Below are 24,764 nucleotides of genomic sequence, written 5' to 3' on the forward strand. Positions count from 1 at the left end.
ACGAATCCCCCCTGTAAAAATTACGCAATAGTTAAATACTGATCGACACCTGAGATCTGGAAGATACGCTGAATTTTTTCAGGAACTTCTTCTAGGTAGATCTCTCCGTTAATTGACTTGCGCAGCTTAAGCGCTGCTACGAACACACCAAGTCCGGTGCTGTCCATATAGTGAAGATTTTTGAGATTAACACGCAGTATTCTTTGATCCTTCTCTGCCAGCGGGAGCAAGATCTCACGTAGCTGAGGAGCGGAAGCAAGATCCAAATCACCATGAACGTATACACAAATATCTTTATCTGTTTCCCCTGTTTCAATTAAGAACGGAAGTTGATTCATTCATTTCACCTCTAACATCATTATATGTACACTATAATTTACTTTACCCCGGCTTCCCGGGAATCAAACAATGTGTTATGTGGCAAATTCATTCATTTTCTTTCGAACCATTACAATCGTATGGTCATCATCTAACTGGTATTCTTTTTCTTTAATCGCATATTGGTACATATGGTGAACAATTTCTTGTGAGGAAAGCGTAAGATCGGCTGTGGCAAGCGCCTCACGTAAAATTGAGTTATCGTCTGGCGCATCTGAGCCTTTCCGCTCTGTTACACCATCTGTATATAACACAATAAAGTCACCTTCTTCAAGTAAGATAGACTTTTCTTCATACTTCACGTTTGGATCAACGCCGAGGATCAAGCCTTTGGCATTCAGATCTTCACATGATTTTGAATGTGAATGATAATAGAGCGCAGGCTCATGACCGGCAGAAGAATACGTGAGTATGGAAGTGAGTGGGTCATAAATCGTATAGAACATTGTAACAAACAAGCTTGGATCAGCGTTTTTTAGTACAAGACGATTCAAGTATTCAAGAATCATATTGGCTGGTTTTACATCATTTTCTAATGTATCCATCGCATATTTGATCATCGACATACAAAGAGCAGCAGGAATGCCTTTCCCGACAATATCGGCTACGAGAATGCCCAATTTATTTTCCCCGTGCTTTGTATAGTAGTAGAAGTCTCCAGACATTTCACGAGCTGGGGTGCTGATAAAGCCCACATCAAGATCATGAAAGTCGTGAGCAAAAGCATCAGGGTAAAGTTTTTTCTGCATGGAGATTGCTACGTTAATCTCACTCTCCAGCTGCTTTTTCTTAAGTCGCAAGCTTTGTCTTTCCTGATATGCCATCCCAAAAGACACCATAATTTCCATTAGAAACTGGAAGGAGCGATCCCATACCTCAGGAAGAATATAGTCATGCTGTCTCATGATGCTAATATGAAGGGCTAAGATGTCTTCAGGTGGAATATCTTTTTCGATGAGCGATTTACTAAGCTGCTGACCGGCGTAAAGCTGCTGTTCGCCGGGATTTTGCAGATAGTGGAGCATGATTTTTTCGTAATACTCCTTCACTTGTTTCAAAAAACGCCCTCCTCTCGTGCAACACGTATAAACGCAGTAAGATGTTTAGAAAAGGTGCCATTTCACAGCGGTAATCACCGTGCCTTTACCTTCACTAGACTCAATTGAAAACTCATCCATTAAACGCTTCACTCCTGGGAGTCCAGCGCCAAGGCCACCGGAAGTAGAATAACCATCTTCAAGAGCTTTCATAACATCTTTAATTCCAGGTCCACTGTCGCGGGATATAATTTTAATACCTACCTTGTCGCCTTCATAAACAGGCGAAATCTCGATTTCCCCCTGTTTGGCATATAAATAGATGTTACGAGCCAACTCGGAGATCGCAGTAGTAATCCGTGCCTGGTCGACTTCTCCGAATCCAAGGGATTTGGCGAGATCCCGCCCACTTTGGCGAGCAACAACAATATCCCACTCGTTATAAACATGAATGCTAGGATTGTTGTCCACCGTTATCCCTCCAATGATTGCTTCAGTTTTTCCAAGCCTTGTTCCAGATTCATGGCTGTTTTGATGTTGCGAAAGCCAATTCCTAAGTCAATGAGCGTAATGCTAACAGCTGGTTGAATACCAGTGAATATCACCTCACAACCGAGAAGCTCGGACATTTTAACCACATCGCTTAGGACGCGCGCAATGTAGCTGTCAATCATCTGCACTGAGGTTAGATCGATTACAACGCCCGTCGAACCGGTTTTATGAATCATATTTAAAAGATCCTGTTGAAATTGTACCGCTGTTTTATCATCAAGTTCGATTTGAATGGAAACGAGCAGATAATTGCCGAGCTTTAATATTGGAATTCTCATTGTAGCATAGACCTCCTTAATTGATTTCGTTGATTTCTTTTCCTGTTTTTGCAAGAGCTACTCGAAGTCCCTGGCTCATAGAACTCAGCGTTGTTAGCATATCCATGTCGATTCCTAAGCTAATCATCGTTTGTGCAATCTCAGGCCGCACACCTACGACAATACACTCGGCTCCAATGAGGTGGATGGCTTCTGCCGCTTTAATAATATGCTGGGCCACCATGGTATTCACCTCGGCGACTCCCGTAATATCAATAAGTACAACCTTGCTTTCGTATTTGATGGCTCCATATAGAAGGTTTTGTGTAATCAACTCCGCGCGTTCCGTATCGATAGCACCGACAATAGGCATGACCGTAATGCTCTCGATTAATGGTATTAAAGGAGCGGACAATTCCATAATGGCAGAACGCTGCGCCAATAACCTATTCTTCCAAGAAGTGGCGTAAATATCGTGGATGATACTCATTAGCCGAAAGAAAAATTGATCCACTTCTTTCATTAAAGGAAGGATAAGAGTAGGATGCTGTTGCACATCTTCTGTTTCCAACAGAATACTACGGATGAAATAAAAAGGTTGGATAACCGTGGAAACAGGCACATCAGCTTCTGTACACTGCGGCACATAGCGGTAGCACAATTTTTCAATGCTATTGATAGCTTCTTCGCGCTCCTCTTCCTTTTCAGAAAAGAAGGAGGCAAAGTGGGTAAGAAATCCATCCTGAATCATGTGGGTAATGAATTTCTCGATGGTATGGTGATGTGCAGAGGAGGTCGCGGTGCACTGTTCTTTCCACAGTCTTTCAATTTCATCGCTATTGTCGTGAATAAACTGTTGAGAAGTTTTTCTGAACATAGTAGCACTCCTATCTTCAAATTGCATTATGCTTTATTGGTGTATTGTTTGCGAAATATAATGATGTGTGCTGTAACATAAACCTTCCCACTATATCTTAACATAGTTTATAGGGAGAAAAATACGGGTAATAAACTTCAGACACAATATCATTAACAGGAGGAAGGAAGCTATGCAGACAGCTATTACCATTGGTGTCATCATCTTAGCAATTGCTATTGTCGTTGTTTCGGTGATGCTGGTCCAATTTTTTCGCAATCTTAACGCCTTACTCAAACAAACAGATGAGACGATTCAGCACTTACAGATGAATGTAGATCAGATTATTGCCCGTGTTGATGTCTCATTAGAAGATTTAAATGTCATCTCTAAGGATCTAACAGGCAAAATGGACAAGCTAGAAAGTACCTTCAGTGCGGTTGACTCGATTGGCGAAGGTGTAAATTCACTCTCTCATCATGTGCAGCATAAAGTATCCCGTCCGCCGGAATGGGCGGATCGTGCGTTGGAGTTGCTGACTGCTGGCTTTAGCGTCTACAAAGGATTCGATCGTATGCGTCAGCTAGATGCACAGCGAGCAGAGGTGAAGCAGCGTGCCTAAGCTCAGTGAAAAGTCAAGGGGAAGAATTTCTTCCCCTGCTACTCCTCAGCATGACCCAATCGAAGAGAAATATTACGATAAGCTGGCATGGCTGGCGGATCGTACTGAAAAAACGCGCATTACAGATTTTATCGAGAACTATCAAAAGCCGAGTCATGTAATATGGACGAATTTGTTGGCCGGTGTATCACGCGGAGTCGGATTGACGATCGGTACGGCTATTATTATCGCTATTACCGTATATATTCTTAGTTTTTTTGTCTCTATGCCGCTCTTTGGTAAGTATATCGCCCAATTGCTCGATTGGGTGAACACGTTTAAAAGTACAGAATAGCAAGCCCATGGAGAGAGCCGCATGAACGATTGGATGCATTCGTTCATGCGGCATTTTTTCTGATCTTTATTTTACTCCATATAAAAGCACGCCCACAATAAAGCGGCGTGCCGTCCATGCGGATTTTTGTACGCAAATACAGGGCGGTTCCATATACTATGCTAAAGCCATGCACTATACAAGGCGAAGAATATAAAAGCTTTTACCACTCTGCTCTATAAATGAAACCGATAAGAAGAAATTGGATCAATGCAAGAGGGCTTATGAAATTCGTAGCTTGTATTTTATGAGTAAAATCGCCAAGATAGAGAAGAACCATTGAGAGAAGGAAGCGACTAGAAGAATGAAACAAGGAATTGGCGTTATTGATTCTGGCGTGGGAGGCCTTACGGTGGCCAAAGAAGTGCTGCGCCAGCTTCCGCGTGAAGCGGTTTATTATTTTGGAGATACGGCCCGCTGTCCTTATGGACCGAGGCCTGCAGAGGAAGTGCGTATCTTCTCGCTGCAGATGATTGAGTTTTTGCTTAAGCAAAATATTAAGGCGCTGATGATTGGCTGCAATACAGCAACGGCTGTTGTGCTGCAGGAAGTAAGCGAACAGCTTGATATTCCTGTTATCGGCGTAATTGAACCGGGCGCTCGCACGGCGATCAAAGAAACGAAGTCCGGGCGGGTAGCTGTAATCGGTACAGAAGGAACGATTCGAAGCGGAGCGTATGCGAACGCGCTTAAAAAGCTAAATCCTCAAGTGCAGGTAACAAGTCTTGCTTGCCCCACGCTTGTTCCCTTAGCGGAGAGCGGAAAGCTGCATGAAGTGGAAGGGCTTGAAATTGTACGTGAAGCGCTTCGTCCGCTCGCGAATGAAACGTTTGATACCTTAATCCTTGGCTGTACGCATTACCCTCTGATTGCCCATTTTATTCAGGAGGCAATTGGACCTGATGTTAAGCTTATCAGTTCGGCGGAGGAGGCAGCGCGTGAGCTGAGTGCTGTATTGTCTTTTCGACGTATGCTTGCAAATGGAGGAGATATTGTAAATCCTGCGCATCGCTTCTTCGCGAGTGGGAATACCGAACTGTTTATGTCGATTGCAGAAGAGTGGCTTCATATTAATGTACGTCCATGCCAGGTAGATTTAGCGCGGCAAGAAAAATAAAATTTGGACAAAGCATGTATAATTCTTCCCCAGGCTCGTATACATAGTAGTACAAAATGAGCCTGAGGAGGGGAAGCTATGGCACGCAGGTTGTCTTTGCTAAGTGCCTTTATTGGTTTTTTATTTGTACTGAGCGGATGTGGATTGTTCGGGCCGGATGATACTCCAAGCAACGGAGCGATTGATCCGCCGCCGCTTCATTCACAACCGTCCGCAGGAAGCGAGAAGGTGGATGCGCCAACGGGTGCAACAAGCCAAAAAACGGACAAACCGGTCAGCATGCATAAAGTGTATGTCCTTGATACTGAGGGGCTTGTTGTACCGTGGGAAGTAGAACTACCGAAGTCAGAAGGTATGGCCAAGAAGGTGCTCGGTTATATGGTGCAGGGAGGCGAATCTGAGAAAACACTTCCGCCGGGATTCCGTGCGGTGCTTCCAAAAGGAACCAAAATTCTTGGCATGACGATCAAGGAAGGCGTTGCTACTGTCGATTTCTCTCCTGAATTTAAAAAATATAAAGCCGAAGATGAACAGAAAATTCTCGAAGCACTAACATGGACGCTCACAGAATTTAATGGAGTCAAAGAGGTAAATATCTGGGTAAATGGACACCCACAGGAGGTAATGCCGGTAAAAGGAACGCCGGTATCTCACCTGAGCCGTGAAAATGGCATTAATGTAGAGATGTCAGATCAGGTAAAGCCGGGTCAGGCGATGGCCGTCACATTATATTTTCAAAATCAAGTGTCTGACAAGCTCACCTATTTCGTACCGGTAACCCGCTGGATTCCTAAAACCGATAACAAAGAGCTAGCGGTCGTCCAAGAACTGATCCAGGGGCCGCATTCCGGGTCGCCGCTGTTCTCGGCACTGCTTCCGACAATGAACGTAAAGAGCGTAAAGCAGCAGAAAGATATCATTGTTGTGAACTTTGATAACAAAATCCTTTCTTATAATCAAGGGCAGGCAAGCCCGGATGCTTTAGAGTCGGTAGTGCTTTCACTTACAGAGAATTCAAAAGCCAAAAAGGTGCAAATTATGGTAGATGGAAAAAATACGGTCAAAGCAGGCAGCATTGATTATACGAAGCCAGTAACCCGTTCTATGGTTACTGAAAGTCGGGCATACTAGAAGCCCGATACGAGGTTAAAGCGGGGTGCGCCCCGCTTTTTCTTTTCACATAAGTAGGGAGAGGAGCGGTACATGTTCGATCATAGGTTGTGCTATAATAAGCCAGAAATAATAATTGGGAGGGAATGGTATGCGAGTTGACGGACGTGAATATAATCAGATTCGACCTGTTACGATGACAGTTAATTATATAAAACATGCGGAAGGCTCTGTGCTGATTGAAGTTGGGGATACGAAGGTTATTTGTACGGCAACGGTTGAAGAGCGCGTACCGCCGTTCATGCGAGGCCAAGGACGCGGCTGGGTAACAGCAGAATACTCCATGCTGCCACGTGCTACTGAAACCCGGAATGTGCGTGAATCGAGCCGAGGAAAAGTGAACGGCAGAACGCAGGAAATCCAACGTCTTATCGGTCGTGCGCTGCGTTCTGTTGTGAATCTAGAAGCGCTCGGTGAGAGAACCATTTGGCTTGACTGTGACGTGATTCAAGCTGACGGAGGCACGCGTACCGCATCTGTTACCGGCGCTTATGTGGCAATGGTAATGGCGATGGGAAAGCTGATTGAGAAGCAATCGCTGACAAAGCTTCCGGTTACGGATTTTCTTGCCGCAGTAAGCGTAGGCATTCTGCAAGACAAGCCACATCTCGATCTATGCTATGTGGAAGATTCACAGGCTAAGGTAGACATGAATATCGTCATGACCGGACAGGGAAAATATGTAGAGGTTCAAGGAACTGGGGAAGAGGCTCCCTTCAGCCCAGAAGAACTTCAGGGTATGCTCACTTATGGCCAAAAAGGTGTTATGGATCTCGTATCTATACAAAAAGAAGTCTTAGGAGCGCTCGGTGAAACAATTGGCAATACGGACGGGGAGGCTATTCGCAATGCCTAAAAAAGCGTTTCCCTGGCACCAGATTGTTTTAGCCACCAAAAATAAAGGAAAGATCAAAGAGTTCAGCCGCATGTTTGACCCATTTGATGTGGAGGTTTTAACGATCGCTGATCTGCCTGATTTGCCGGATGTAGTAGAGGATGGCGATACGTTTGAAGCTAATGCTCGGAAGAAGGCTGAGGTTATCTCTAAGATCACAGACCTGCCGGCGCTTGCCGATGATTCCGGACTTGAAGTAGAAGCACTGGGCGGTGAGCCGGGCGTATATTCAGCCCGCTTTGCCGGTCCGGATGCGACAGATGCCGAGAATAATGCCAAATTGGTGGCTAGAATGCAGGGTGTACCTGAAGCGGCCCGTCAGGCACGTTTTGTTTCTGTGCTTGCGCTTGCTATTCCTGGTGAGGAGACTATGTTCGCACGGGGAACGTGTGAAGGACGTCTCGTGCTTGAGGCTTCGGGCAGCAATGGATTTGGCTATGATCCTCACTTCTATGTGCCTGAAAAAGAGCGGACAATGGCTGAACTTTCGCCTGAGGAGAAAAACCGGATTAGTCATCGTGGTGTAGCGGTGCATGTGTTAGAGGGTATGCTTATGGAGCGTTTCTCATGAACGTGATAGTGGTAAGTGACACTCATGGGAGCGTACAGCATCTATCCGAGATTCTGACCCGTCATCCCCATGCAGCAGCCTTCCATTGTGGAGACTTTTGTTATCCGCTAGAACAAGCACCAGAATTTACGTATGTACACGGCAACTGTGACAATGAGATAGGAGTGCCGGAGGAAAGAGTGATAGAACTTGGCTCACTTCGTATTCTTCAGACACATGGTCATACATACGGAGTGAAGCAGAATCCGATGCGCCTGCGCTACCGAGCCACGGAGGTGGGGGCGAATCTTGTGCTGTTCGGGCATACGCATGAAGTTACTGCGGTTTATGAAGAAGGCATCTTGTATGTAAATCCGGGCAGTATGCTTCTTCCGCGTTCGTATTTTTCACCAACGTATGCGCTTCTAACAATAGAAGAGGATGGAGAGGATAGACGAGTGATCGTCTCTTTCTATTCTCCAGAAGGAGTGGAGCAATCCGGCCTGCGTCGGGTGTTCCCTTTAACACGGACGGTGGAGGAATAGTCGGATTATATAATGCCACTTCAGGGAGGTGAATACGAATGCCCCAACATGATAATGAAAAAGTTGTTCTTTTTCCCGGTCTAGTTGAAAAAAGGCTGAGAGAAGCCAGAGCGGCGGCAGAAGAAAGCGAGTATGATCAAGCGCTTGAACACGTACAAGAACTTCTGCGTATTACACCAGATGATCCAGAAGCGCTTCTTACTGCTGCTGATATCCTTATTCAAGCCAACCGCTTTGAAGAAGCGATGCCGCTAGTCGCCCGGTTGTGGGAAGAGAGGACGGGTGATACGGCAGAAATATTCCGGGCTTATTTGGGCCTATTGCTTAAGCTAGAAGACTTTAATCGAATCGAAGAACTGCTTACGCAAGCGGTAGAAATAAAAGAATTGATGCCGTTCATGCAGGAAATTGAAGCGATTCGCGAGACATTTCAAATGGTAGAGACACAGAAGGAGCAATGGAAGGAAGATGAATTGTTCTCACGTCAATCTACTCTTAAGAAAGCAGAGGCTGACCCGACATACATAACACGTCTGTACGAAAAATTAGAGGGCGGCACGTTTGAGGAGCAGCTTGGAGCAATTGAGCAACTGAAATACATACCTTCACCAGAAACGATTTCCGTAATAAAAGAATATCTTATGCTTGTATATCCTGAGCCGATGCTAAAAACATTTGCGCTACGCGCGCTTAAGCAGATGGGTGAGGTCGGACCTGTGTACCTGTATAAGTTCGATCAGAAGTTTGAAACATTGATTGAAGATACTCCTATGCATGATGAAGACATGCCTGAGGGAGAACGCGCTGTACTTGAACATCTATCACATATTGCTTATAAACAGGATGCCTCCTTTATTTCCTTCGCCTTTCAATTATGGATGGAATATCTTTTTTCCATTTATCCGCTGCATCCTGAGGTCGATAAGCCGGGTGAGTGGGCGGCAGCTCTGCATTATAGCGTAGCTAAGCTGTTGCGCATGGAAGAAAGTGGACGGCAGGTGGCTAAGTTGTATCATATTCCGTTTCCTGTGATTGAGAAAAACTTTGAAATGTTAACTCAAGTGCTGCAATTAGAGTCGAGATCTACTGATCTGTAGTCGAGGCGCTTCCTTTTTTAAAAGAAAAAATATAGGTGAAAAAGCGTCGTACATATACATGATGTATATTAAATCTGTAGAGTTGAAAAGGAATTTGATTATGATATAATGAAATGGTTATAATGGCAGATGTAGTACAGCATACATAGTGTGGATGAAGTAAGCAGCACTTGTATTGGTCATAGATTTTTAGGAGGGGAAAGTTTAAATGAAGGCAACTTGGGAAAAGTTAGAGAATAACCAGGGCGTATTGACGATTGAAGTTGAAGAAGCCCGTGTAGATGAAGCAATTGACCAGGCGTTCACGAAAGTCGTAAAAAAAGTGAACATTCCTGGCTTCCGTAAGGGGAAAGTTCCGCGCAAGATTTTCGAAGCGCGTTTTGGGGTAGAATCATTATATCAAGACGCACTGGATATTATTTTGCCAGAAGCTTACACAGAAGCGGTACAAGAGACAGGTATCGAGCCTGTTGATCGTCCAGAAGTGGATGTAGAGCAAATCGGTAAAGGTCAACCGCTTGTTTTCAAAGCAACAGTAACAGTAAAACCAGAAGTAAAGCTTGGTGAATACAAAGGCCTAACAGTAGAAGAAAAAGACTTTACTGTAACAGAGGAAGCCATCGCAGAAGAATTGAGCCAAATGCAAAACCGCAGCGCTGAACTGGTTGTACTTGAAGAAGATGCTGCAATTGAAAAAGGTGACTATGCGATCATCGACTTCCAAGGTTTCGTAGATGGCGAAGCATTTGAAGGCGGAGAAGCAGAAAACTATCAGCTTGAAGTTGGTTCTAACACATTCATTCCTGGCTTCGAAGATCAAGTCATCGGCTTGAAAAAGGACGAGGAAAAAGAAGTAAATGTTACGTTCCCTGAAGAATACCATGCGGCTGAACTTGCAGGAAAACCTGCTGTATTCAAAGTGAAGGTAAATGAAATTAAACGCAAAAACCTGCCTGAGCTTGATGACGAGTTCGCCAAAGATGTAAGCGAGTTCGACACGCTTGACGAATTGAAAGCTGACATCAAGAACAAGCTGGAAGAAAAAGCGAAAACAGACGCTGAAAACTATAAAAAAGAATCGCTGATCGAAAAAGCTGCTGAAGGCGCAGAGATTAATCTACCTGAAGTAATGGTAGAGAACGAAGTAAACCATATGGTAAACGACTTTGCACAACGCCTTCAATTCCAAGGCATGAATCTTGATCTGTACTACCAATTCACAGGTCTTGATGAAGAGAAGCTTCGTGAGCAATTCCAAGAGGATGCTGAAAAACGCGTACGCACTACATTAGTGCTTGAGGCGATTGGAAAAGCTGAAAATGTGGAAGTAACAGATGAGGATATTAATCAAGAGCTTGAAGAGTTGTCTAAGCAATACAACCGTCCGGTTGATGAGCTGCGCAATATCTTTGGTGCGCGTGATAATATGGAAAGCCTGCAAAATGATATTCGCATTCGCAAAACAATCGATCTTCTTGTCGAGAGCAGCAAATAATGTCATAATAACAACAACCAAAAACAAGGCACGAATTTTCGTGCCTTGTTTTTCCAAACTAATCATACATAACGAGTTTTGAAAGGAGGATTGCTGTTTTATGAGTGTTATACCTTATGTTGTGGAAAGTACGAATCGGGGGGAACGAGCATACGATATTTATTCCCGGCTTTTGAAAGACCGCATCATCATGCTAGGATCTGAGATTGATGACCAGGTGGCTAATGCAATTGTAGCGCAGCTATTATTCTTAGCTGCTGAGGATCCAGATAAGGACATACACTTATACATAAATTCTCCTGGAGGCTCAATTACAGCAGGCATGGCGATCTATGATACCATGCAGTTCATAAAGCCGGACGTGTCGACGATATGCATCGGCATGGCTGCCAGTATGGGTTCGTTCCTACTGATGGCTGGAGCCAAGGGCAAGCGGTATGCACTGCCGCATAGTGAAGTGATGATTCATCAGCCGCTTGGAGGAATCCGAGGTCAGGCTGCAGACATTAAAATCCATGCTGAGTGGATTTTAAAGACGAAAGAGAAGTTGAATCAAATCTACGCTGAGCGTACAGGTCAGCCGCTTGAAAGAATTGAACGCGACACGGACCGCGACCGGTTCTTAGATGCCCTTGAAGCAAAAGAATACGGGTTAATTGACGAAGTCATCACTCGTAATGATCAAAAGTAAGGGGTGATTTCATGTTTAAATTCAACGATGAAAAAGGCCAACTCAAGTGTTCGTTTTGCGGTAAGTCTCAAGATCAAGTACGCAAGCTTGTAGCTGGTCCTGGTGTATACATTTGCGATGAGTGTATTGAATTGTGCACAGAGATTGTCGAAGAGGAATTAGGTACTGAAGAAGAGATTGATCTCAAAGAAATTCCGAAGCCGCATGAAATTCGAGCATTTCTTGACGATTATGTAATCGGTCAGGAGGCAGCCAAAAAATCGCTGTCTGTTGCAGTGTATAATCACTATAAACGTATCAATACCGGTTCGAAAATTGATGATGTAGAACTGGCGAAAAGTAACATATTGATGCTTGGACCAACAGGAAGCGGAAAGACGCTTCTGGCTCAGACAATGGCTCGCATCTTAAATGTCCCATTTGCCATTGCGGATGCGACATCACTAACTGAAGCTGGTTATGTGGGTGAAGATGTAGAGAATATTCTCTTAAAGCTTATCCAGGCTGCTGATTATGATGTGGAGAAGGCCGAGCGCGGCATTATTTACATTGATGAGATTGATAAAGTAGCTCGTAAGTCGGAGAATCCGTCTATTACGCGTGATGTATCGGGTGAAGGTGTACAGCAAGCATTGCTGAAAATTCTTGAAGGTACGGTTGCCAGTGTGCCGCCACAAGGTGGACGTAAGCATCCGCATCAAGAGTTTATTCAAATCGACACCTCCAACATCCTCTTCATTGTAGGTGGAGCGTTTGATGGTATTGAGTCGCTGATCAAGCGTCGTGTTGGCAAGAAAGTTATCGGATTCGGTGCGGACGCCGATGCGACAACGAGAGATTTGAAATCAGGTGAATTCCTGCAGAAAGTGCTGCCGGAAGATCTGCTTAAATTCGGTTTAATTCCTGAATTTGTAGGTCGTCTGCCGGTCATCACAACATTGGAGCCGCTTGATGAAGATGCACTTATCCGTATTTTGACGGAGCCAAAGAATGCGCTCGTTAAGCAGTACCAGAAGCTTCTTGAGATGGATGAAGCAGAGCTGGTATTTACAGACGAAGCGCTGCGTGAAATTGCTAAGGAAGCAATCAAGCGCAATACGGGTGCTCGTGGACTTCGCTCAATCATCGAGGGGATTATGCTTGACATTATGTTCGACCTACCATCCCGTGATGATATTGTGAAGTGTGTCATTACAGATGAAACCGTTAAGAAAAAAGGTCATCCTGAATTATACACAAAACAGGGCAAGCTCATTGAAGAAGGAAAAGACAAAAAACCGGAAAGCGCATAACGCGCCACCCGCTCAAAAAAGTCATCGGAGTGCTCTCCGATGGCTTTTTTATATGTAAATGAACAGACTCTATATACGTATATCTATTTTTCGCAGGCCTTTTTCCTGCAGCCTAATGAAATAATAAAAGCGGACCTGCAAGTTTAACTGCTTCCACCTTTGAAGTATTTGTAAGTTTTAAACTTGCCCGCTTTTAGAAATGGAATGGACAATACTGCTTCCTGAAAAGGAAAAGAGCCGAGAAAAAGGGATGTGCGTATTATTCGTTTATTCCCCCTGCTTCTAGGCAATAATACACCTAGAAAACACGAGGCGCTGACTTCGGATATTCCGTACAACAGGAGGGACATATGAACTGGACACTACTACTTACGCTAATTCAAGTCTTCTTTGCGGTGATCATCGGGATGTACTTCATGAGCCTGCTGAAAAATCAGCGCAGCAGCCGAACGTATGTTGACCGTGAATCACGCAAGGAGATGGAGCAACTGCGCAAAATGCGCTCTGTTTCGTTATCTGAACCGCTTTCTGAGAAAACCCGTCCGGCCACATTAAGCGATATTGTAGGCCAAGAAGATGGCATTCGTGCATTGCGTGCCGCGTTATGTGGGCCAAATCCTCAGCACGTTATTGTTTATGGTCCTCCAGGTGTCGGCAAAACGGCAGCCGCCCGCGTAATTCTAGAGGAAGCGAAAAAACAGCTTGCTTCTCCGTTTAAAGAAGATGCTTTATTTACAGAAATTGATGCGACCACCGCACGTTTTGATGAGCGTGGGATTGCAGATCCTCTGATTGGTTCGGTGCATGATCCGATCTACCAAGGTGCGGGGGCAATGGGACAAGCGGGTATACCTCAGCCAAAGCCAGGTGCGGTTACGAAGGCGCATGGGGGAATTCTATTTATTGATGAGATTGGAGAGCTTCATCCTGTACAGATCAATAAATTGCTAAAAGTGCTCGAAGATCGGAAAGTGTTTTTAGAAAGCGCGTATTATAGTGAGGAAAATCAACAAATTCCAAAGCATATTCATGATATTTTCCAAAACGGATTACCTGCCGATTTTCGTCTTGTTGGTGCTACGACACGGACACCAGATGAACTTCCGCCTGCCATTCGTTCGCGCTGTCTAGAGATCTTCTTCCGTTCTCTCGTTCCTTCAGAAGTTTATGCGATTGCCATGAATGCAGTGGATAAAATGAAGATGGATATCGAAGAGACTGCCGTAGAATTTTTAACCCGTTATGCGACGAATGGTAGGGAAGCTGTCAATATGGTGCAGATTGCAGCCGGGATTGCCATTACAGAACAGCGGGAAAAAATTATGCGCTCTGATATTGAATGGGTGGTTAACAGCAGCCAGAAATCGCCGCGTCCGGATAAAAAAGTATTGGGCGGCTCATTTGTAGGATTGGTAAACGGATTGGCTGTCTATGGTCCGAATATGGGAGCCTTGCTTGAGATTGAAGTAACAGCATCCAAAACGGCTGAGCCGGGAATGGGGACGATTACGATTACCGGTGTGGTGGATGAAGAGGAGATGGGCGGTAAAGGACGAACACTGCGCCGCAAATCAATGGCAAGAGGTTCCTTGGAGAATGTGCTAACAGTGCTGCGTCTTCAAGGAGTAAATACGCATGATTACACGCTTCATGTGAACTTTCCCGGCGGTATTCCGATTGATGGACCTTCAGCAGGTACTGCCATGGCAACGGCGATTTACTCAGCAATCGCCGAGCAGCCGATAGACAACTATGTAGCCATGACTGGAGAATTGAGCATTCATGGAGCGGTCAAGCCAATCGGAGGCGTAGTAGCCAAGGTCGAGGCAGCGCGTTTTGCAGGTGTCAAAAAAGTTCTGGTACCCAAAGACAACTGGCAGGATATTTTTGAGCAGATGGAAGGCATACAGGTTATTGCGGTGGAGCGTCTAGACGAGGTACTGAGTCATGCGCTTATTCCACAAAGCCAGACGGAGACTCAGCCGATTGAGGCTGCACTGCGACAAGCGACTGAAATTCTGAACCCTTCTCCTACCTCCATGTAGAAAAACCGCTTTCCTGTACCGGAGCATTAGACAACGACCAGCAGTTAAGCTAAAATGAAGTGAAGACAACCTTGTATTTACTGTCATTTTTATTCAGAAGGATACAGGGACTTGGAGGTAGAAAAGATGGGAACAACCGAAAAAGAGAGACAAATCCCTCTTCTCCCGTTGCGAGGATTGCTGGTGTTTCCGGGCATGGTTCTACATCTTGATGTAGGACGAGCCAAGTCGGTGAAAGCGCTAGAAAAAGCAATGGTGGATGATAACCTCATTCTCCTGTCTACGCAGGAAGAAGTGCACATCGAGGAGCCGGAGAAGGAGCAGATCTTTCTGATCGGCACCGTAGCTAAGGTAAAGCAAATGCTGAAGCTGCCCAATGGAACAATTCGCGTGCTTGTAGAAGGGATTAGCCGCGCCAAAATAGAGGATTATCTTCAGGAGGACGAATATTTCGAAGTCCAGATTTCATATCTTGACGAAGAGGAAGAACTGTCCCCTGAAATCGAGGCGCTTATGCGCACTGTACTCGCTAATTTTGAGCAGTACATTAATTTGTCTAAGAAGATTATTCCAGAGACCTTTGCCTCTGTGTCTGATATTTCGGAGCCGGGACGCCTCGCCGATATCATTACTTCCCATCTGCCGCTCAAGATTCGAGATAAACAGGATATTCTTGAAACCATCTCTATCAAAGAACGTCTTGAGAAGTTACTTGGCATTCTTAATAATGAGCGTGAAGTATTGGAATTAGAACGCAAGATTGGCCAGCGGGTGAAGAAGCAAATGGAAAAGACGCAGAAGGAATACTATCTGCGTGAACAGATGAAGGCGATTCAAAAAGAGCTGGGTGATAAAGAAGGACGCGCCGGTGAAGTAGAGGAACTGCGTAAAAAGCTCATAGAAGCCAATCCGCCTGAGAATATTATAGAGAAGGTAGAGCGTGAACTCGAACGTTTAGAGAAGACGCCTCCAACCAGCGCGGAAGGAAATGTTATTCGTACGTATATTGATTGGTTGATTGCCCTACCTTGGGACAAACGGACAGAAGACAATCTTGATCTGTACAATGCGGAAAAAGTGCTTGATGAAGATCATTTTGGACTAGAAAAAGCCAAGGAGCGCGTACTTGAATACTTGGCGGTGCAGAAGCTTGTAAATAAGCTTAAAGGACCAATCCTTTGCCTTGTAGGGCCTCCAGGTGTTGGGAAAACGTCGCTTGCTCGCTCGGTTGCTCGGGCGCTGAATCGTGAGTTTGTACGCATCTCGCTTGGCGGTGTACGCGATGAAGCCGAGATTCGCGGTCACCGACGGACATATGTAGGAGCCATGCCTGGCCGCATCATCCAGGGGATGAAATCGGCAGGAACGACAAATCCGGTCTTTTTATTGGATGAGATCGACAAGATGTCGATGGACTTCAGAGGAGATCCGGGAGCTGCCCTGCTTGAGGTGCTGGACCCAAACCAAAACGATACGTTTAGCGATCATTACATTGAAGAACCGTACGATCTCTCCTCTGTTATGTTTATTACGACGGCAAACGCGGTACATACGATTCCGCGTCCGCTGCTTGACCGGATGGAGATGCTCTATATCCCGGGCTATACGGAGATTGAAAAGCTGAAAATTGCGCAGGATTATTTGCTCCCGAAACAGATGGAGGAGCATGGACTTGGCCGCGATCGTCTACAGGTGCAGGAAGAAGCGCTGCTGAAGGTCGTGCGTCAATATACGCGTGAAGCCGGTGTGCGTAACCTCAATCGCATGATGGAGACGATCTGCCGCAAAGCTGCACGCATGATTGTAGCGGGTACGAAAAAGCGGGTGGTCGTTACCGCAAAAACGCTTGAGGATATGCTTGGCAAGCCTAAATTCCGCTACGGAATGGCCGAAGTGGAAGATCAGATCGGTGCAGTGACCGGATTGGCATGGACGGAAGCTGGTGGCGACACATTAACTATCGAAGTATCCGTGGTTCCAGGTAAAGGGAAGCTAACATTAACCGGAAAGCTGGGCGACGTGATGAAGGAATCTGCCCAAGCGGCCTTTAGCTACATCCGTTCCCGTTCGAAGGAGTTAAATATCGACCCTGAATTCCATGAGAAATCGGATATTCATATTCACGTACCTGAGGGTGCGATTCCGAAAGATGGTCCATCTGCGGGAATTACGATGGCGACTGCGCTTGTATCGGCATTGTCCGGCGTGTCCGTATCCCGCGAGGTAGCGATGACGGGCGAGATAACCCTTCGCGGCCGGGTGCTGCCGATCGGTGGACTGAAAGAAAAGGCATTGGCGGCGCACCGCGCCGGTCTGAAGACGATTATTATGCCGAAAGATAATGAAAAAGATATCGAAGAAATTCCGGAAAGCGTGCGAAATGATCTGAAGTTCATTCCTGTAGAACATCTTGATCAGGTGCTGAAAGTCGCGCTGATGAAGGTGGTCAAAATATGAAAGTAACACAGGCTGAATTTGTGATTAGTGCCGTTTCTCCAAAACAATATCCAGAAGGGACCCTGCCGGAGTTGGCGCTGGCAGGGCGTTCTAATGTCGGGAAGTCTTCCTTTATTAATAAGATGATTAACCGAAAAAATCTGGCGCGTACATCATCTAAACCTGGGAAAACGCAGACGCTTAATTATTATTTAATTAACAAAGACTTGTATTTTGTCGATTTGCCGGGATATGGATACGCCAAAGTATCCAAAACAGAGAAGGCAAAATGGGGTCCGATGATGGAGGAGTATCTGCGATCAAGAACACAGCTTAAAGCCGTGCTTCATGTAGTAGATATTCGTCATCAACCAACAAAAGATGATCAGGGAATGTTTGAATATCTTAAGCATTATGATATTCCAATCATTGTTGTTGCTACGAAAGCGGATAAAGTTCCGCGCGGTAAATGGCAGAAGCATATGAAAGAGATCCGTACCGCCCTCGGCATGGAAAAAGAGGATACGATGATTCTCTTCTCTGCTGAGACAGGGATGGGAAAAGATGAAGCCTGGTCTGCCATCTGGAAGAAGATTAATGAGGCGAAAGAGCGGGAAAAAGTGCAAGCCCAATCCGCATCGCTTGCCGAAACAGAAGAATAAGTTAAAGCAAAGGAGGCACCCGTTCAAGGGGAGGCCTCCTTTTTGTATACCGTTATTTATTTAGTGTCTGAAAGGAAGTTTTCCGCCGCTTTATCCAAGCTGTAACCTGATCGGGCTGAAGTTCTGCGAGAATCATACCGATAAAGATGAATAAGCAGCCTACAAGCGCCCGCCCGCCAAGCACTTCTTCGTTGAACAGATAAGCGGTAACCGCTGCAAAAACAGGCTCCATAGCGAAGATCAGCGCGACACGTGTGGCTGTCGTAAAGCGCTGACACTCAGTTTGTGCCAAAAAGGCAAGCGCCGTTGCAGGTATGGCGGTAACCAATAATGCCCAATAGATAATAGGAGTTGTAAGTGCTTCCCATGTCAACGTAGTCCGCCAATCTTCAAAGAAAAAGGCGGACCCTCCGCTTAGCACGGCTACCGTAAGGATTTGCACGAATGCTAATGCCAGAGAGGGAAAATGCGGAGCATAGCGTCCAGTAAAGATAATCTGAAACGCAAACGAAACAGCCCCCATAAATACGAGTAGATCCCCTTGATTGACATTTAATGCGTCTCCTAATGTTAATAAGTACAGACCGACGGTAGCAAGCGTAATACCGATTACTGCCGGTATTTTTGGTCGCTGCTTTAGAAGAAATAAGGCGAATACCGGTACAAGGACGACAGAGAGCCCGGTAATGAAGCCGGCTTTAGATGAACTCGTATACAAGAGACCAATCGTCTGAAAAGCATATCCAGAGAATAACCACACCCCCAAGATGATGCCGGATAAGATGAGCTTACCGTTCAACTGCTTAAGCTGTACACGGTAAAACAACAATAAAAATAAAAACAAAAAAACGGAGGCTAAAAAAAAGCGTATTCCATTAAAGGTAAGCGGAGGTAGCGTAGCGATCGCATTCTGTACAATGACAAACGTTGCTCCCCATACAAGCGCTACAAGTAATAAAATTCCATCTGCAATCATAGACTTTTTCAATCTGCTTTACACCCCTTATATTATGTTTCTGACTTTTTGTATTGAAATTTCTAATTATATACAGTTCATTCTATTATATCAATCATAAAAGCAGAAGAGTAATAAAATTTCTGACTAGTTAGTAAGTAATGGAAGGGATCATATGGTCCTGTGCAGAATGTTGTGTAGTATGAAAGTACGAGAAGTAGGGGGATGCCGATGGAAAATCTGCTGAAGACGCGCAGTGCCCGTTCAGGGCTTGCTAAAGTACAGCGTGTGGCTAAACGAATCGAGCCAATTCTTCGTAAAGCCAGTTCACTTGAACACTGCACAGAAGAGATTCGGCGCATCATGGATGATGAATTGGCACAGGATGAATACTTTGTATTTGTAGATGCAGAAGGTCGTGGATTGCTGCATACGAACCGTCTACGGGAGGGTACGTTATTTAATGATTCAGTTGGCAGGAAAGCGGCGACTACGAATGAGGCGCTTCTTCAATTATATGAGCGCAATACAGGTGAGATCTTGATCGATGCTTCCTGCCCGATTATTCAGTTAGCAGATGGCAGACGATATAATTTGAGAATGGGCCGTTTGGTACATAAGCCGTTTCTTACCCCGGCCATATATGGTTTAGGCGTGACGCCTTCTGTTGTTATGGTAGGTGCAGGAATGGCGATAGGAGAGCGAACCCTTGGATTTCTTATCTGCGCTGCTCTTTCCTTGCTTGTTGGTATCCTTGGTGCTACCTGGCTGCATTTTCAGATCCAAAAAAGGTTAAGAGAATGGTACCGTGTCACGCGCAGCATTTCTGCGGGCAATCTGACTGTTTCGGCTCCGCGTCACGGAAGAAATGAATTTGCCCAGATGGGATATGAGCTAAATAAAATTGTAATCGGAACACGCGATATTATTCGTGAATTGGCCACATCGGCAGAAGTAACACAGGAAGTTAGCGCCCATCAAGCGGTTGAATCGAGAGAATTAGCTGAGGCATTTGAACAGATGTCAGAGATGATGCGCACTTTTCGCGAAGGAACTGAAGGGCAACTTGGCTCACTTGAAGAACTTCGTGCCATGATGACACAGATGATGGATGAAGTGAACCGAATGCAAGAGCATATGGATGGGACAAGGCAGCTCTCAGCACAGGTAACGGAGATATCCAAGCGAGGCACAACTGCGGTGGAGGATTCGGAAGTCCAGATGAAGCAGATCGAGAGTGCGGTCGAAGATTCGATGCGCACGATAACACAGGTGTCAAAAAGTACGGAAGAGATGATGAAGAAAGTATCATCCATCACTCAAATCGCACGTCAGACGAATATGCTAGCACTCAACGCATCAATTGAAGCCGCCCGTGCTGGAGAAAGCGGCCGAGGCTTTGCTGTAGTCGCAGGAGAAATCCGTAACCTTTCAGAAAGTACATCGGCATTTGCAAAAGATATTCTAGAGACATTAGAGGAAGCACGAAATCAAGCAATACAGGCCGCTAAGAAAGCGGCTGTTAGTGTTACTGCCATTGAGAAAGGGGTTCAGGTCAGCAAGATTGCCGGCGAAGCCATTCAGGAGATGACAAGTGCCGCCGATCATACAAGACACCGTATTAGTGCTACGTATGAGGTCGCTAACCAGGTTCTTACGGACATATGTGAAATCGAGAAGATTATTGCCAATCTAACCGGAATTGCTGAGCAGTTTACGGAATCAATGACAAAAGGTGCTGCAGCGGTAAGTGAGAAGGTTATAGGTGTTCAGCAATTAGCTAAGGATGCTGAGATTCTATCGGAGCAGTCAGGAACGCTTCATAAAGTGGTAAAAAGGTTCTCAATATAATCGTATATACAAAGATAGTATGGCTGAGACATAATCGATTTTCACAAAAACTTTACAAAAGATCAATATTTTTTCATTACAATAGCCAATATAACGTACATGACCTAGAAAAATTGATAGATAAGGTTGATTTCATGGAAAAATACAGTGCAGTCATCGATATGGGTTCCAACTCAGTTCGCCTTGTCATTTATTATGAGGCGGAAGAAGGAGCATGGTATGAAGTCGATAACATAAAAAACACCATTCGTCTCAGTTCCTTTCTTACAGAGCAAAATGAAATCACTGAACAAGGAATAACTGAAGTACTGCGGGTGCTATATCAATATCGACAGTTGTGTACAGCCCGCTCTGTCTCTTCTATAACCGGTGTAGCAACAGCCGCAGTACGAAACGCAAGCAATAGGCAGGCCGTTCTACAGCGGATTGAAGAGGCAACCGGGTTTACATTTCGCGTGTTATCGGGGGAAGAAGAAGCGTACTACGGCTATTTGGCTGTCATCAATACGATGAATGTATCAGAAGGCTTTACGATAGATATTGGAGGAGCGAGTTCAGAACTTGTTAGGTTTTCAGAGCGAAAGCTTGTCGCAAGCCATAGCTTTCCCTTCGGTGCCGTAACGCTGACCCGCCAATTCTTCCGCAGTGGCACACCAACCGATGCAGAGCTTTTGACCCTTGAGAAATATTTACAAGAGCAGTTTGCGGCCTATCCCTGGGCAAAGCAAGAAGGATATGCATTAATCGGAATGGGAGGGACCGCACGCAACGTAGCAAAAATTCAGCAAAAACTGATACGGTATCCGTTTGCCAGCCTGCATCATTATCAGCTAAAGAAATACCAAGTCGATGGTGTATTTCATTATCTTAAGGAACGCTCACATGTACAGATGCAGGGAGTAGAAGGACTGTCGAAAGAACGAGCGGATATTATTATCGCAGGTACTCTTATTATCAAGGTACTGCTTGAGCATATCGGAAGTACTTGTTTTCTTATCAGTGACAAGGGCTTGCGTGACGGTGTATATATGGAATCCCAGCTTCAAGCCCGCAGCAGCGAAGTAGTGGAGGATGTTATAGAAGAAGGCGTACAAGCGCTTATGATCAATTATAAGGTGAACAGATCCCACGCGCGGCATGTGGATCGTTTATGCCGAACAATGTTTATGCAGCTATCGCAGGAAGCATTGCATTCATACGGTAGCGAAGAACTTCGTCTGCTGAGCGTGGCGGCCCGCCTGCATGATATTGGCCGCACGATCAATCTGGGGGAGTGGCAGCAGCATACATTTTATTTGATGGTGCATGTTGTTCTGCCGGGGCTGACACATAGACAGCGCCTGCTGGCTGCGCTTTTGGCCTCCTATAAAAGCGCCAAGCGGATGCAGCAGCTTGCGGCCACGTATGAGTCCATGCTCTCAGAGGCAGATTTGCAGTTGGTCGAGCAATTGGGCCTGCTTTTGCTTATGTCACGCGCGCTTGATCGGACAGAGAGCCAGCAGGTAGCGAGCATAACGTTTATACGTAAAGACGGTGCGGTTATCCTGCGCTGTCGAGGACGGATTGATGAACATTCTCTAGAGGCGCAGACACTTGACGAATACAGAAAAAAATTCAAAAAGCAATTTGGTCTACCGCTCCGTATTGAGTGGTTATAACGAAGAGGAAAAGAGGTAGGGAACGATGGGGGAAATCACAGTTGTGAACGAGGGGAGCAAGAAAATTAATTTTGACAACACTTCCTATTATATCAATCGGGAGTTAAGCTGGCTTGCGTTTAATCGCCGTGTACTCGAAGAAGCGGTCGATTCAAATAACCCGGTGTTGGAGCGGCTTAAGTTTCTTGCCATCAGCAGCTCGAACTTAGATGAATTCTTTATGGTTCGTGTCGGGTCAATGAAGGATCAGGAGAAGCATGGCGTGACGACGCCGGAGAACAAGGCGGGGATGACACCAAGGCAGCAGTTAAATGCGATATCCCGTGAAACGCATGATATGGTACATACGCAATATGAGCTGCTGCACCATGAAATCATTCCGTTGTTGGCCGAGCAGGGCATCTCATTTTTAAAGCCGGAAGACATAACGGACGAGCAGCAGAAGTTTTTGCGGACCTATTTCTATGATCGGATCTATCCGGTGCTTACACCGATGGCAGTAGATGCAAGTCGACCATTTCCAATGCTGTTGAATAAAAGCGTGAACTTGGCCGTAATGCTTGAGAGCGAGAAAGACGGAAAGAATAAAGTGCTGTTTGCTGTTGTGCAAGTACCATCCGTTCTTCCCCGCTACATCCAGCTTCCGAGCACAGAAGGCATAGCCCAATTTCTTCTGCTAGAGGATGTCATTTGCCATTACGTTGATTTTCTTTTTAAAGGCAATCGGATTCTTTCAGTCAAGCCGTTTCGGATTACGCGCAATGCCGACTTAACGCTTGATGAAGAGGGCGCAGAAGATCTTCTTAAGGAGATTCAGAAAGAATTAAAAAAGCGGCGTTGGGGAGCGGCTGTGCGTTTAGAAGTTACTCGTGATATGGATAGCTACATGAAGAGCATTCTACAGGAGTCGCTAGAAATTGAATCGTGTGATATCTATGAGGTGCCTGGACCGATTGATTTAACATTCTGGATGAAATTCTGCTCCTTACCGGGATATAATGAACTGCGTTATCAGACCCTTACGCCGCAGCCACCGGCTGATTTTATTGGAGAAAATAATATTTTTGAGGCCATTGCCCATAAAGATATTCTTGTGCACCATCCGTTTGAATCATTCGATCCGGTCGTTCACTTCGTTAAGCAAGCTGCTGAAGATCCGAATGTGCTGGCGATTAAGCAAACATTGTATCGAGTCAGCGGTGATTCACCAATCGTAACGGCGCTCTCCAAAGCGGCCGAAAACGGAAAGCAAGTGACCGTCTTGGTTGAGTTAAAGGCGAGATTCGATGAGGAAAATAACATTGTATGGGCTAAAAAATTAGAGAAAGCGGGCTGCCACGTAATCTATGGGCTGGTCGGATTAAAGACCCATTGTAAAGTTACACTGGTGGTGCGGCAGGAAGGCCAGAAGCTTATTCGCTACGTACATCTTGGGACTGGAAACTATAATGATTCTACAGCACGGTTGTATACTGACCTTGGTATGTTTACATGCGATGAGCAGTTCGGTATTGATGCTTCATATATCTTTAATCATTTATCCGGCTATTCGAAGCCACCGAAGTGGAAAAAAATCGAGGTAGCACCGAACGGACTGCGTAATAAGATTTTGCAGCTAATCGATAATGAGATTGCAAAAAGTACAGCCGAAAATCCGGGACGTATCATTCTTAAGATGAACTCGCTCACAGATAAAAAGCTGATTAAGGCGCTGTTCAAGGCTTCGGCTGCCGGTGTTCAGATTGATATGATTATCCGCGGTATCTGCTGCCTGCGTCCCGGCATTCCGGGAGTCAGTGAGAATATTCGCGTTCGCAGTATCGTTGATCGTTTTCTTGAACATTCGCGTATTTTTTATTTTCAGAACGGCGGGGATGAACGAATCTATCTCTCGAGTGCGGATTGGATGACGCGCAATATGGAACGCCGTGTCGAGATTATGTTCCCGATTGAAGTCGAATCATTGAAAAGACGCGTCAAAGAAGTGTTGCACCTGCAGCTTCAGGATAATGTAAAGGCAAGGGTATTGAATTCAGAGGGGGTCTATACGAGCGTACAGCCCGCCGCAGGAGAGAAGCGGGTGCATAGCCAGCTTCAACTTCATGATTTGGCGGTGAAGAATACGAAAAAAATTCGTCAGACACCGTACATGAAGCAATTGAAACCTAAAACGCATGTAGAAGAAGTATAGAGTGCAGGGGACTGTCCGAAAAGGGCAAATTCCCTCCAA

At 45.4% G+C, this 24,764-nt stretch carries 23 protein-coding genes; 17 read left to right on the forward strand and 6 right to left on the reverse strand.

The features are described from left to right. Positions 1-20: 20 nt before the first annotated feature. The 5 genes from AB3351_RS19650 to AB3351_RS19670 form a co-directional block, all read right to left on the reverse strand. Positions 21-338, reverse strand: coding sequence for an STAS domain-containing protein (locus AB3351_RS19650; RefSeq protein WP_371148863.1), 318 nt, complete (start codon positions 336-338; stop codon positions 21-23). Between the two features lie 75 nt (positions 339-413). Then, the gene (locus AB3351_RS19655; RefSeq protein ID WP_371148943.1) at positions 414-1,427 is read right to left on the reverse strand and encodes a PP2C family protein-serine/threonine phosphatase; all 1,014 of its coding nucleotides are present in this window, start codon (positions 1,425-1,427) and stop codon (positions 414-416) included. Between the two features lie 54 nt (positions 1,428-1,481). Beyond that, positions 1,482-1,886 (reverse strand): anti-sigma regulatory factor, encoded by a 405-nt coding sequence (locus AB3351_RS19660; protein ID WP_371148864.1) that lies wholly within the window; start codon positions 1,884-1,886, stop codon positions 1,482-1,484. A 2-nt stretch (positions 1,887-1,888) separates the two neighbouring features. Continuing rightward, positions 1,889-2,245 (reverse strand): STAS domain-containing protein, encoded by a 357-nt coding sequence (locus AB3351_RS19665; RefSeq protein ID WP_206247377.1) that lies wholly within the window; start codon positions 2,243-2,245, stop codon positions 1,889-1,891. A gap of 16 nt (positions 2,246-2,261) precedes the next feature. After that, a complete protein-coding gene (locus AB3351_RS19670; protein ID WP_371148865.1) occupies positions 2,262-3,101 on the reverse strand; it encodes an STAS domain-containing protein in 840 nt (279 codons plus the stop codon). A gap of 172 nt (positions 3,102-3,273) precedes the next feature. Here AB3351_RS19670 and AB3351_RS19675 point away from each other — a divergent pair, with 172 nt between their 5' ends. The 14 genes from AB3351_RS19675 to yihA all read left to right on the forward strand — a co-directional run bounded on the left by AB3351_RS19675 (position 3,274) and on the right by yihA (position 18,070). Continuing rightward, positions 3,274-3,702 carry a DUF948 domain-containing protein gene (locus AB3351_RS19675; RefSeq protein WP_371148866.1) on the forward strand — a complete coding sequence of 143 codons (429 nt, stop codon included), beginning with the start codon at positions 3,274-3,276 and terminating at the stop codon, positions 3,700-3,702. Further along, positions 3,695-4,036 carry a DUF5665 domain-containing protein gene (locus tag AB3351_RS19680; protein ID WP_371148867.1) on the forward strand — a complete coding sequence of 114 codons (342 nt, stop codon included), beginning with the start codon at positions 3,695-3,697 and terminating at the stop codon, positions 4,034-4,036. The genes AB3351_RS19675 and AB3351_RS19680 overlap by 8 nt, the downstream gene beginning before the upstream one ends. 343 nt (positions 4,037-4,379) lie before the next feature. Beyond that, positions 4,380-5,192 carry a glutamate racemase gene (gene racE, locus AB3351_RS19685; protein ID WP_371148868.1) on the forward strand — a complete coding sequence of 271 codons (813 nt, stop codon included), beginning with the start codon at positions 4,380-4,382 and terminating at the stop codon, positions 5,190-5,192. A 78-nt stretch (positions 5,193-5,270) separates the two neighbouring features. Further along, entirely contained in the window at positions 5,271-6,323 is a 1,053-nt protein-coding gene (locus AB3351_RS19690; RefSeq protein ID WP_371148869.1) for a GerMN domain-containing protein, read from the forward strand. Between the two features lie 130 nt (positions 6,324-6,453). Then, positions 6,454-7,218: a ribonuclease PH gene (gene rph, locus AB3351_RS19695; protein WP_371148870.1), complete on the forward strand. Its 765-nt coding sequence runs from the start codon at positions 6,454-6,456 to the stop codon at positions 7,216-7,218. After that, a complete protein-coding gene (locus AB3351_RS19700; protein WP_371148871.1) occupies positions 7,211-7,828 on the forward strand; it encodes an XTP/dITP diphosphatase in 618 nt (205 codons plus the stop codon). The genes rph and AB3351_RS19700 overlap by 8 nt, the downstream gene beginning before the upstream one ends. Next, positions 7,825-8,352: a metallophosphoesterase family protein gene (locus tag AB3351_RS19705; RefSeq protein ID WP_371148872.1), complete on the forward strand. Its 528-nt coding sequence runs from the start codon at positions 7,825-7,827 to the stop codon at positions 8,350-8,352. Before AB3351_RS19700 ends, AB3351_RS19705 begins: the two co-directional genes overlap by 4 nt. A 38-nt stretch (positions 8,353-8,390) precedes the next feature. Further along, on the forward strand, positions 8,391-9,449 hold the full coding sequence (locus AB3351_RS19710; RefSeq protein ID WP_371148873.1) for a tetratricopeptide repeat protein: 1,059 nt from the start codon (positions 8,391-8,393) through the stop codon (positions 9,447-9,449). Positions 9,450-9,657: 208 nt separating this feature from the next. Beyond that, positions 9,658-10,944, forward strand: coding sequence for a trigger factor (gene tig / locus AB3351_RS19715; protein WP_371148874.1), 1,287 nt, complete (start codon positions 9,658-9,660; stop codon positions 10,942-10,944). A 100-nt stretch (positions 10,945-11,044) separates the two neighbouring features. Then, positions 11,045-11,635: an ATP-dependent Clp endopeptidase proteolytic subunit ClpP gene (clpP, locus tag AB3351_RS19720; RefSeq protein ID WP_371148875.1), complete on the forward strand. Its 591-nt coding sequence runs from the start codon at positions 11,045-11,047 to the stop codon at positions 11,633-11,635. Between the two features lie 11 nt (positions 11,636-11,646). After that, entirely contained in the window at positions 11,647-12,927 is a 1,281-nt protein-coding gene (clpX, locus tag AB3351_RS19725) for an ATP-dependent protease ATP-binding subunit ClpX (protein WP_371148876.1), read from the forward strand. 350 nt (positions 12,928-13,277) lie between these two features. Then, complete coding sequence (lonB, locus tag AB3351_RS19730; protein WP_371148877.1) at positions 13,278-14,972, forward strand: ATP-dependent protease LonB; 1,695 nt, start codon at positions 13,278-13,280, stop codon at positions 14,970-14,972. 126 nt (positions 14,973-15,098) lie between these two features. Next, complete coding sequence (lon, locus tag AB3351_RS19735) at positions 15,099-17,429, forward strand: endopeptidase La (RefSeq protein WP_371148878.1); 2,331 nt, start codon at positions 15,099-15,101, stop codon at positions 17,427-17,429. Then, entirely contained in the window at positions 17,426-18,070 is a 645-nt protein-coding gene (gene yihA, locus AB3351_RS19740; protein ID WP_371148879.1) for a ribosome biogenesis GTP-binding protein YihA/YsxC, read from the forward strand. The genes lon and yihA overlap by 4 nt, the downstream gene beginning before the upstream one ends. A gap of 52 nt (positions 18,071-18,122) precedes the next feature. Here the strand turns inward: yihA and AB3351_RS19745 are convergent, their stop codons facing one another. Next, positions 18,123-19,058: a DMT family transporter gene (locus AB3351_RS19745; RefSeq protein WP_371148880.1), complete on the reverse strand. Its 936-nt coding sequence runs from the start codon at positions 19,056-19,058 to the stop codon at positions 18,123-18,125. Positions 19,059-19,256: 198 nt separating this feature from the next. On the opposite strand from AB3351_RS19745, the gene AB3351_RS19750 reads away from it, so the two are divergent. The 3 genes from AB3351_RS19750 to AB3351_RS19760 all read left to right on the forward strand — a co-directional run bounded on the left by AB3351_RS19750 (position 19,257) and on the right by AB3351_RS19760 (position 24,725). After that, positions 19,257-20,876 carry a methyl-accepting chemotaxis protein gene (locus AB3351_RS19750; protein ID WP_371148881.1) on the forward strand — a complete coding sequence of 540 codons (1,620 nt, stop codon included), beginning with the start codon at positions 19,257-19,259 and terminating at the stop codon, positions 20,874-20,876. A gap of 134 nt (positions 20,877-21,010) precedes the next feature. Next, positions 21,011-22,534, forward strand: a complete 1,524-nt coding sequence (locus AB3351_RS19755; RefSeq protein ID WP_371148882.1) for a Ppx/GppA phosphatase family protein — start codon at positions 21,011-21,013, stop codon at positions 22,532-22,534. Positions 22,535-22,559: 25 nt separating this feature from the next. After that, positions 22,560-24,725 carry an RNA degradosome polyphosphate kinase gene (locus AB3351_RS19760; RefSeq protein ID WP_371148883.1) on the forward strand — a complete coding sequence of 722 codons (2,166 nt, stop codon included), beginning with the start codon at positions 22,560-22,562 and terminating at the stop codon, positions 24,723-24,725. The last annotated feature ends 39 nt before the right edge of the window (positions 24,726-24,764 follow it).

Origin of the sequence: Aneurinibacillus sp. REN35 (assembly GCF_041379945.2) — a bacterium.
GTDB lineage: Bacteria > Bacillota > Bacilli > Aneurinibacillales > Aneurinibacillaceae > Aneurinibacillus.

Bases quoted from the DNA above. Each gene is read 5' to 3' on its own strand.
- AB3351_RS19650 (WP_371148863.1), bottom strand. From the start codon at position 338: ATGAATCAACTTCCGTTCTTAATTGAAACAGGGGAAACAGATAAAGAT.
- AB3351_RS19665 (WP_206247377.1), bottom strand. From the start codon at position 2,245: ATGAGAATTCCAATATTAAAGCTCGGCAATTATCTGCTCGTTTCCATT.
- AB3351_RS19670 (WP_371148865.1), bottom strand. From the start codon at position 3,101: ATGTTCAGAAAAACTTCTCAACAGTTTATTCACGACAATAGCGATGAA.
- AB3351_RS19675 (WP_371148866.1), top strand. From the start codon at position 3,274: ATGCAGACAGCTATTACCATTGGTGTCATCATCTTAGCAATTGCTATT.
- racE (WP_371148868.1), top strand. From the start codon at position 4,380: ATGAAACAAGGAATTGGCGTTATTGATTCTGGCGTGGGAGGCCTTACG.
- AB3351_RS19690 (WP_371148869.1), top strand. From the start codon at position 5,271: ATGGCACGCAGGTTGTCTTTGCTAAGTGCCTTTATTGGTTTTTTATTT.
- rph (WP_371148870.1), top strand. From the start codon at position 6,454: ATGCGAGTTGACGGACGTGAATATAATCAGATTCGACCTGTTACGATG.
- AB3351_RS19700 (WP_371148871.1), top strand. From the start codon at position 7,211: ATGCCTAAAAAAGCGTTTCCCTGGCACCAGATTGTTTTAGCCACCAAA.
- AB3351_RS19705 (WP_371148872.1), top strand. From the start codon at position 7,825: ATGAACGTGATAGTGGTAAGTGACACTCATGGGAGCGTACAGCATCTA.
- AB3351_RS19710 (WP_371148873.1), top strand. From the start codon at position 8,391: ATGCCCCAACATGATAATGAAAAAGTTGTTCTTTTTCCCGGTCTAGTT.
- tig (WP_371148874.1), top strand. From the start codon at position 9,658: ATGAAGGCAACTTGGGAAAAGTTAGAGAATAACCAGGGCGTATTGACG.
- clpP (WP_371148875.1), top strand. From the start codon at position 11,045: ATGAGTGTTATACCTTATGTTGTGGAAAGTACGAATCGGGGGGAACGA.
- clpX (WP_371148876.1), top strand. From the start codon at position 11,647: ATGTTTAAATTCAACGATGAAAAAGGCCAACTCAAGTGTTCGTTTTGC.
- lonB (WP_371148877.1), top strand. From the start codon at position 13,278: ATGAACTGGACACTACTACTTACGCTAATTCAAGTCTTCTTTGCGGTG.
- lon (WP_371148878.1), top strand. From the start codon at position 15,099: ATGGGAACAACCGAAAAAGAGAGACAAATCCCTCTTCTCCCGTTGCGA.
- yihA (WP_371148879.1), top strand. From the start codon at position 17,426: ATGAAAGTAACACAGGCTGAATTTGTGATTAGTGCCGTTTCTCCAAAA.
- AB3351_RS19750 (WP_371148881.1), top strand. From the start codon at position 19,257: ATGGAAAATCTGCTGAAGACGCGCAGTGCCCGTTCAGGGCTTGCTAAA.
- AB3351_RS19755 (WP_371148882.1), top strand. From the start codon at position 21,011: ATGGAAAAATACAGTGCAGTCATCGATATGGGTTCCAACTCAGTTCGC.
- AB3351_RS19760 (WP_371148883.1), top strand. From the start codon at position 22,560: ATGGGGGAAATCACAGTTGTGAACGAGGGGAGCAAGAAAATTAATTTT.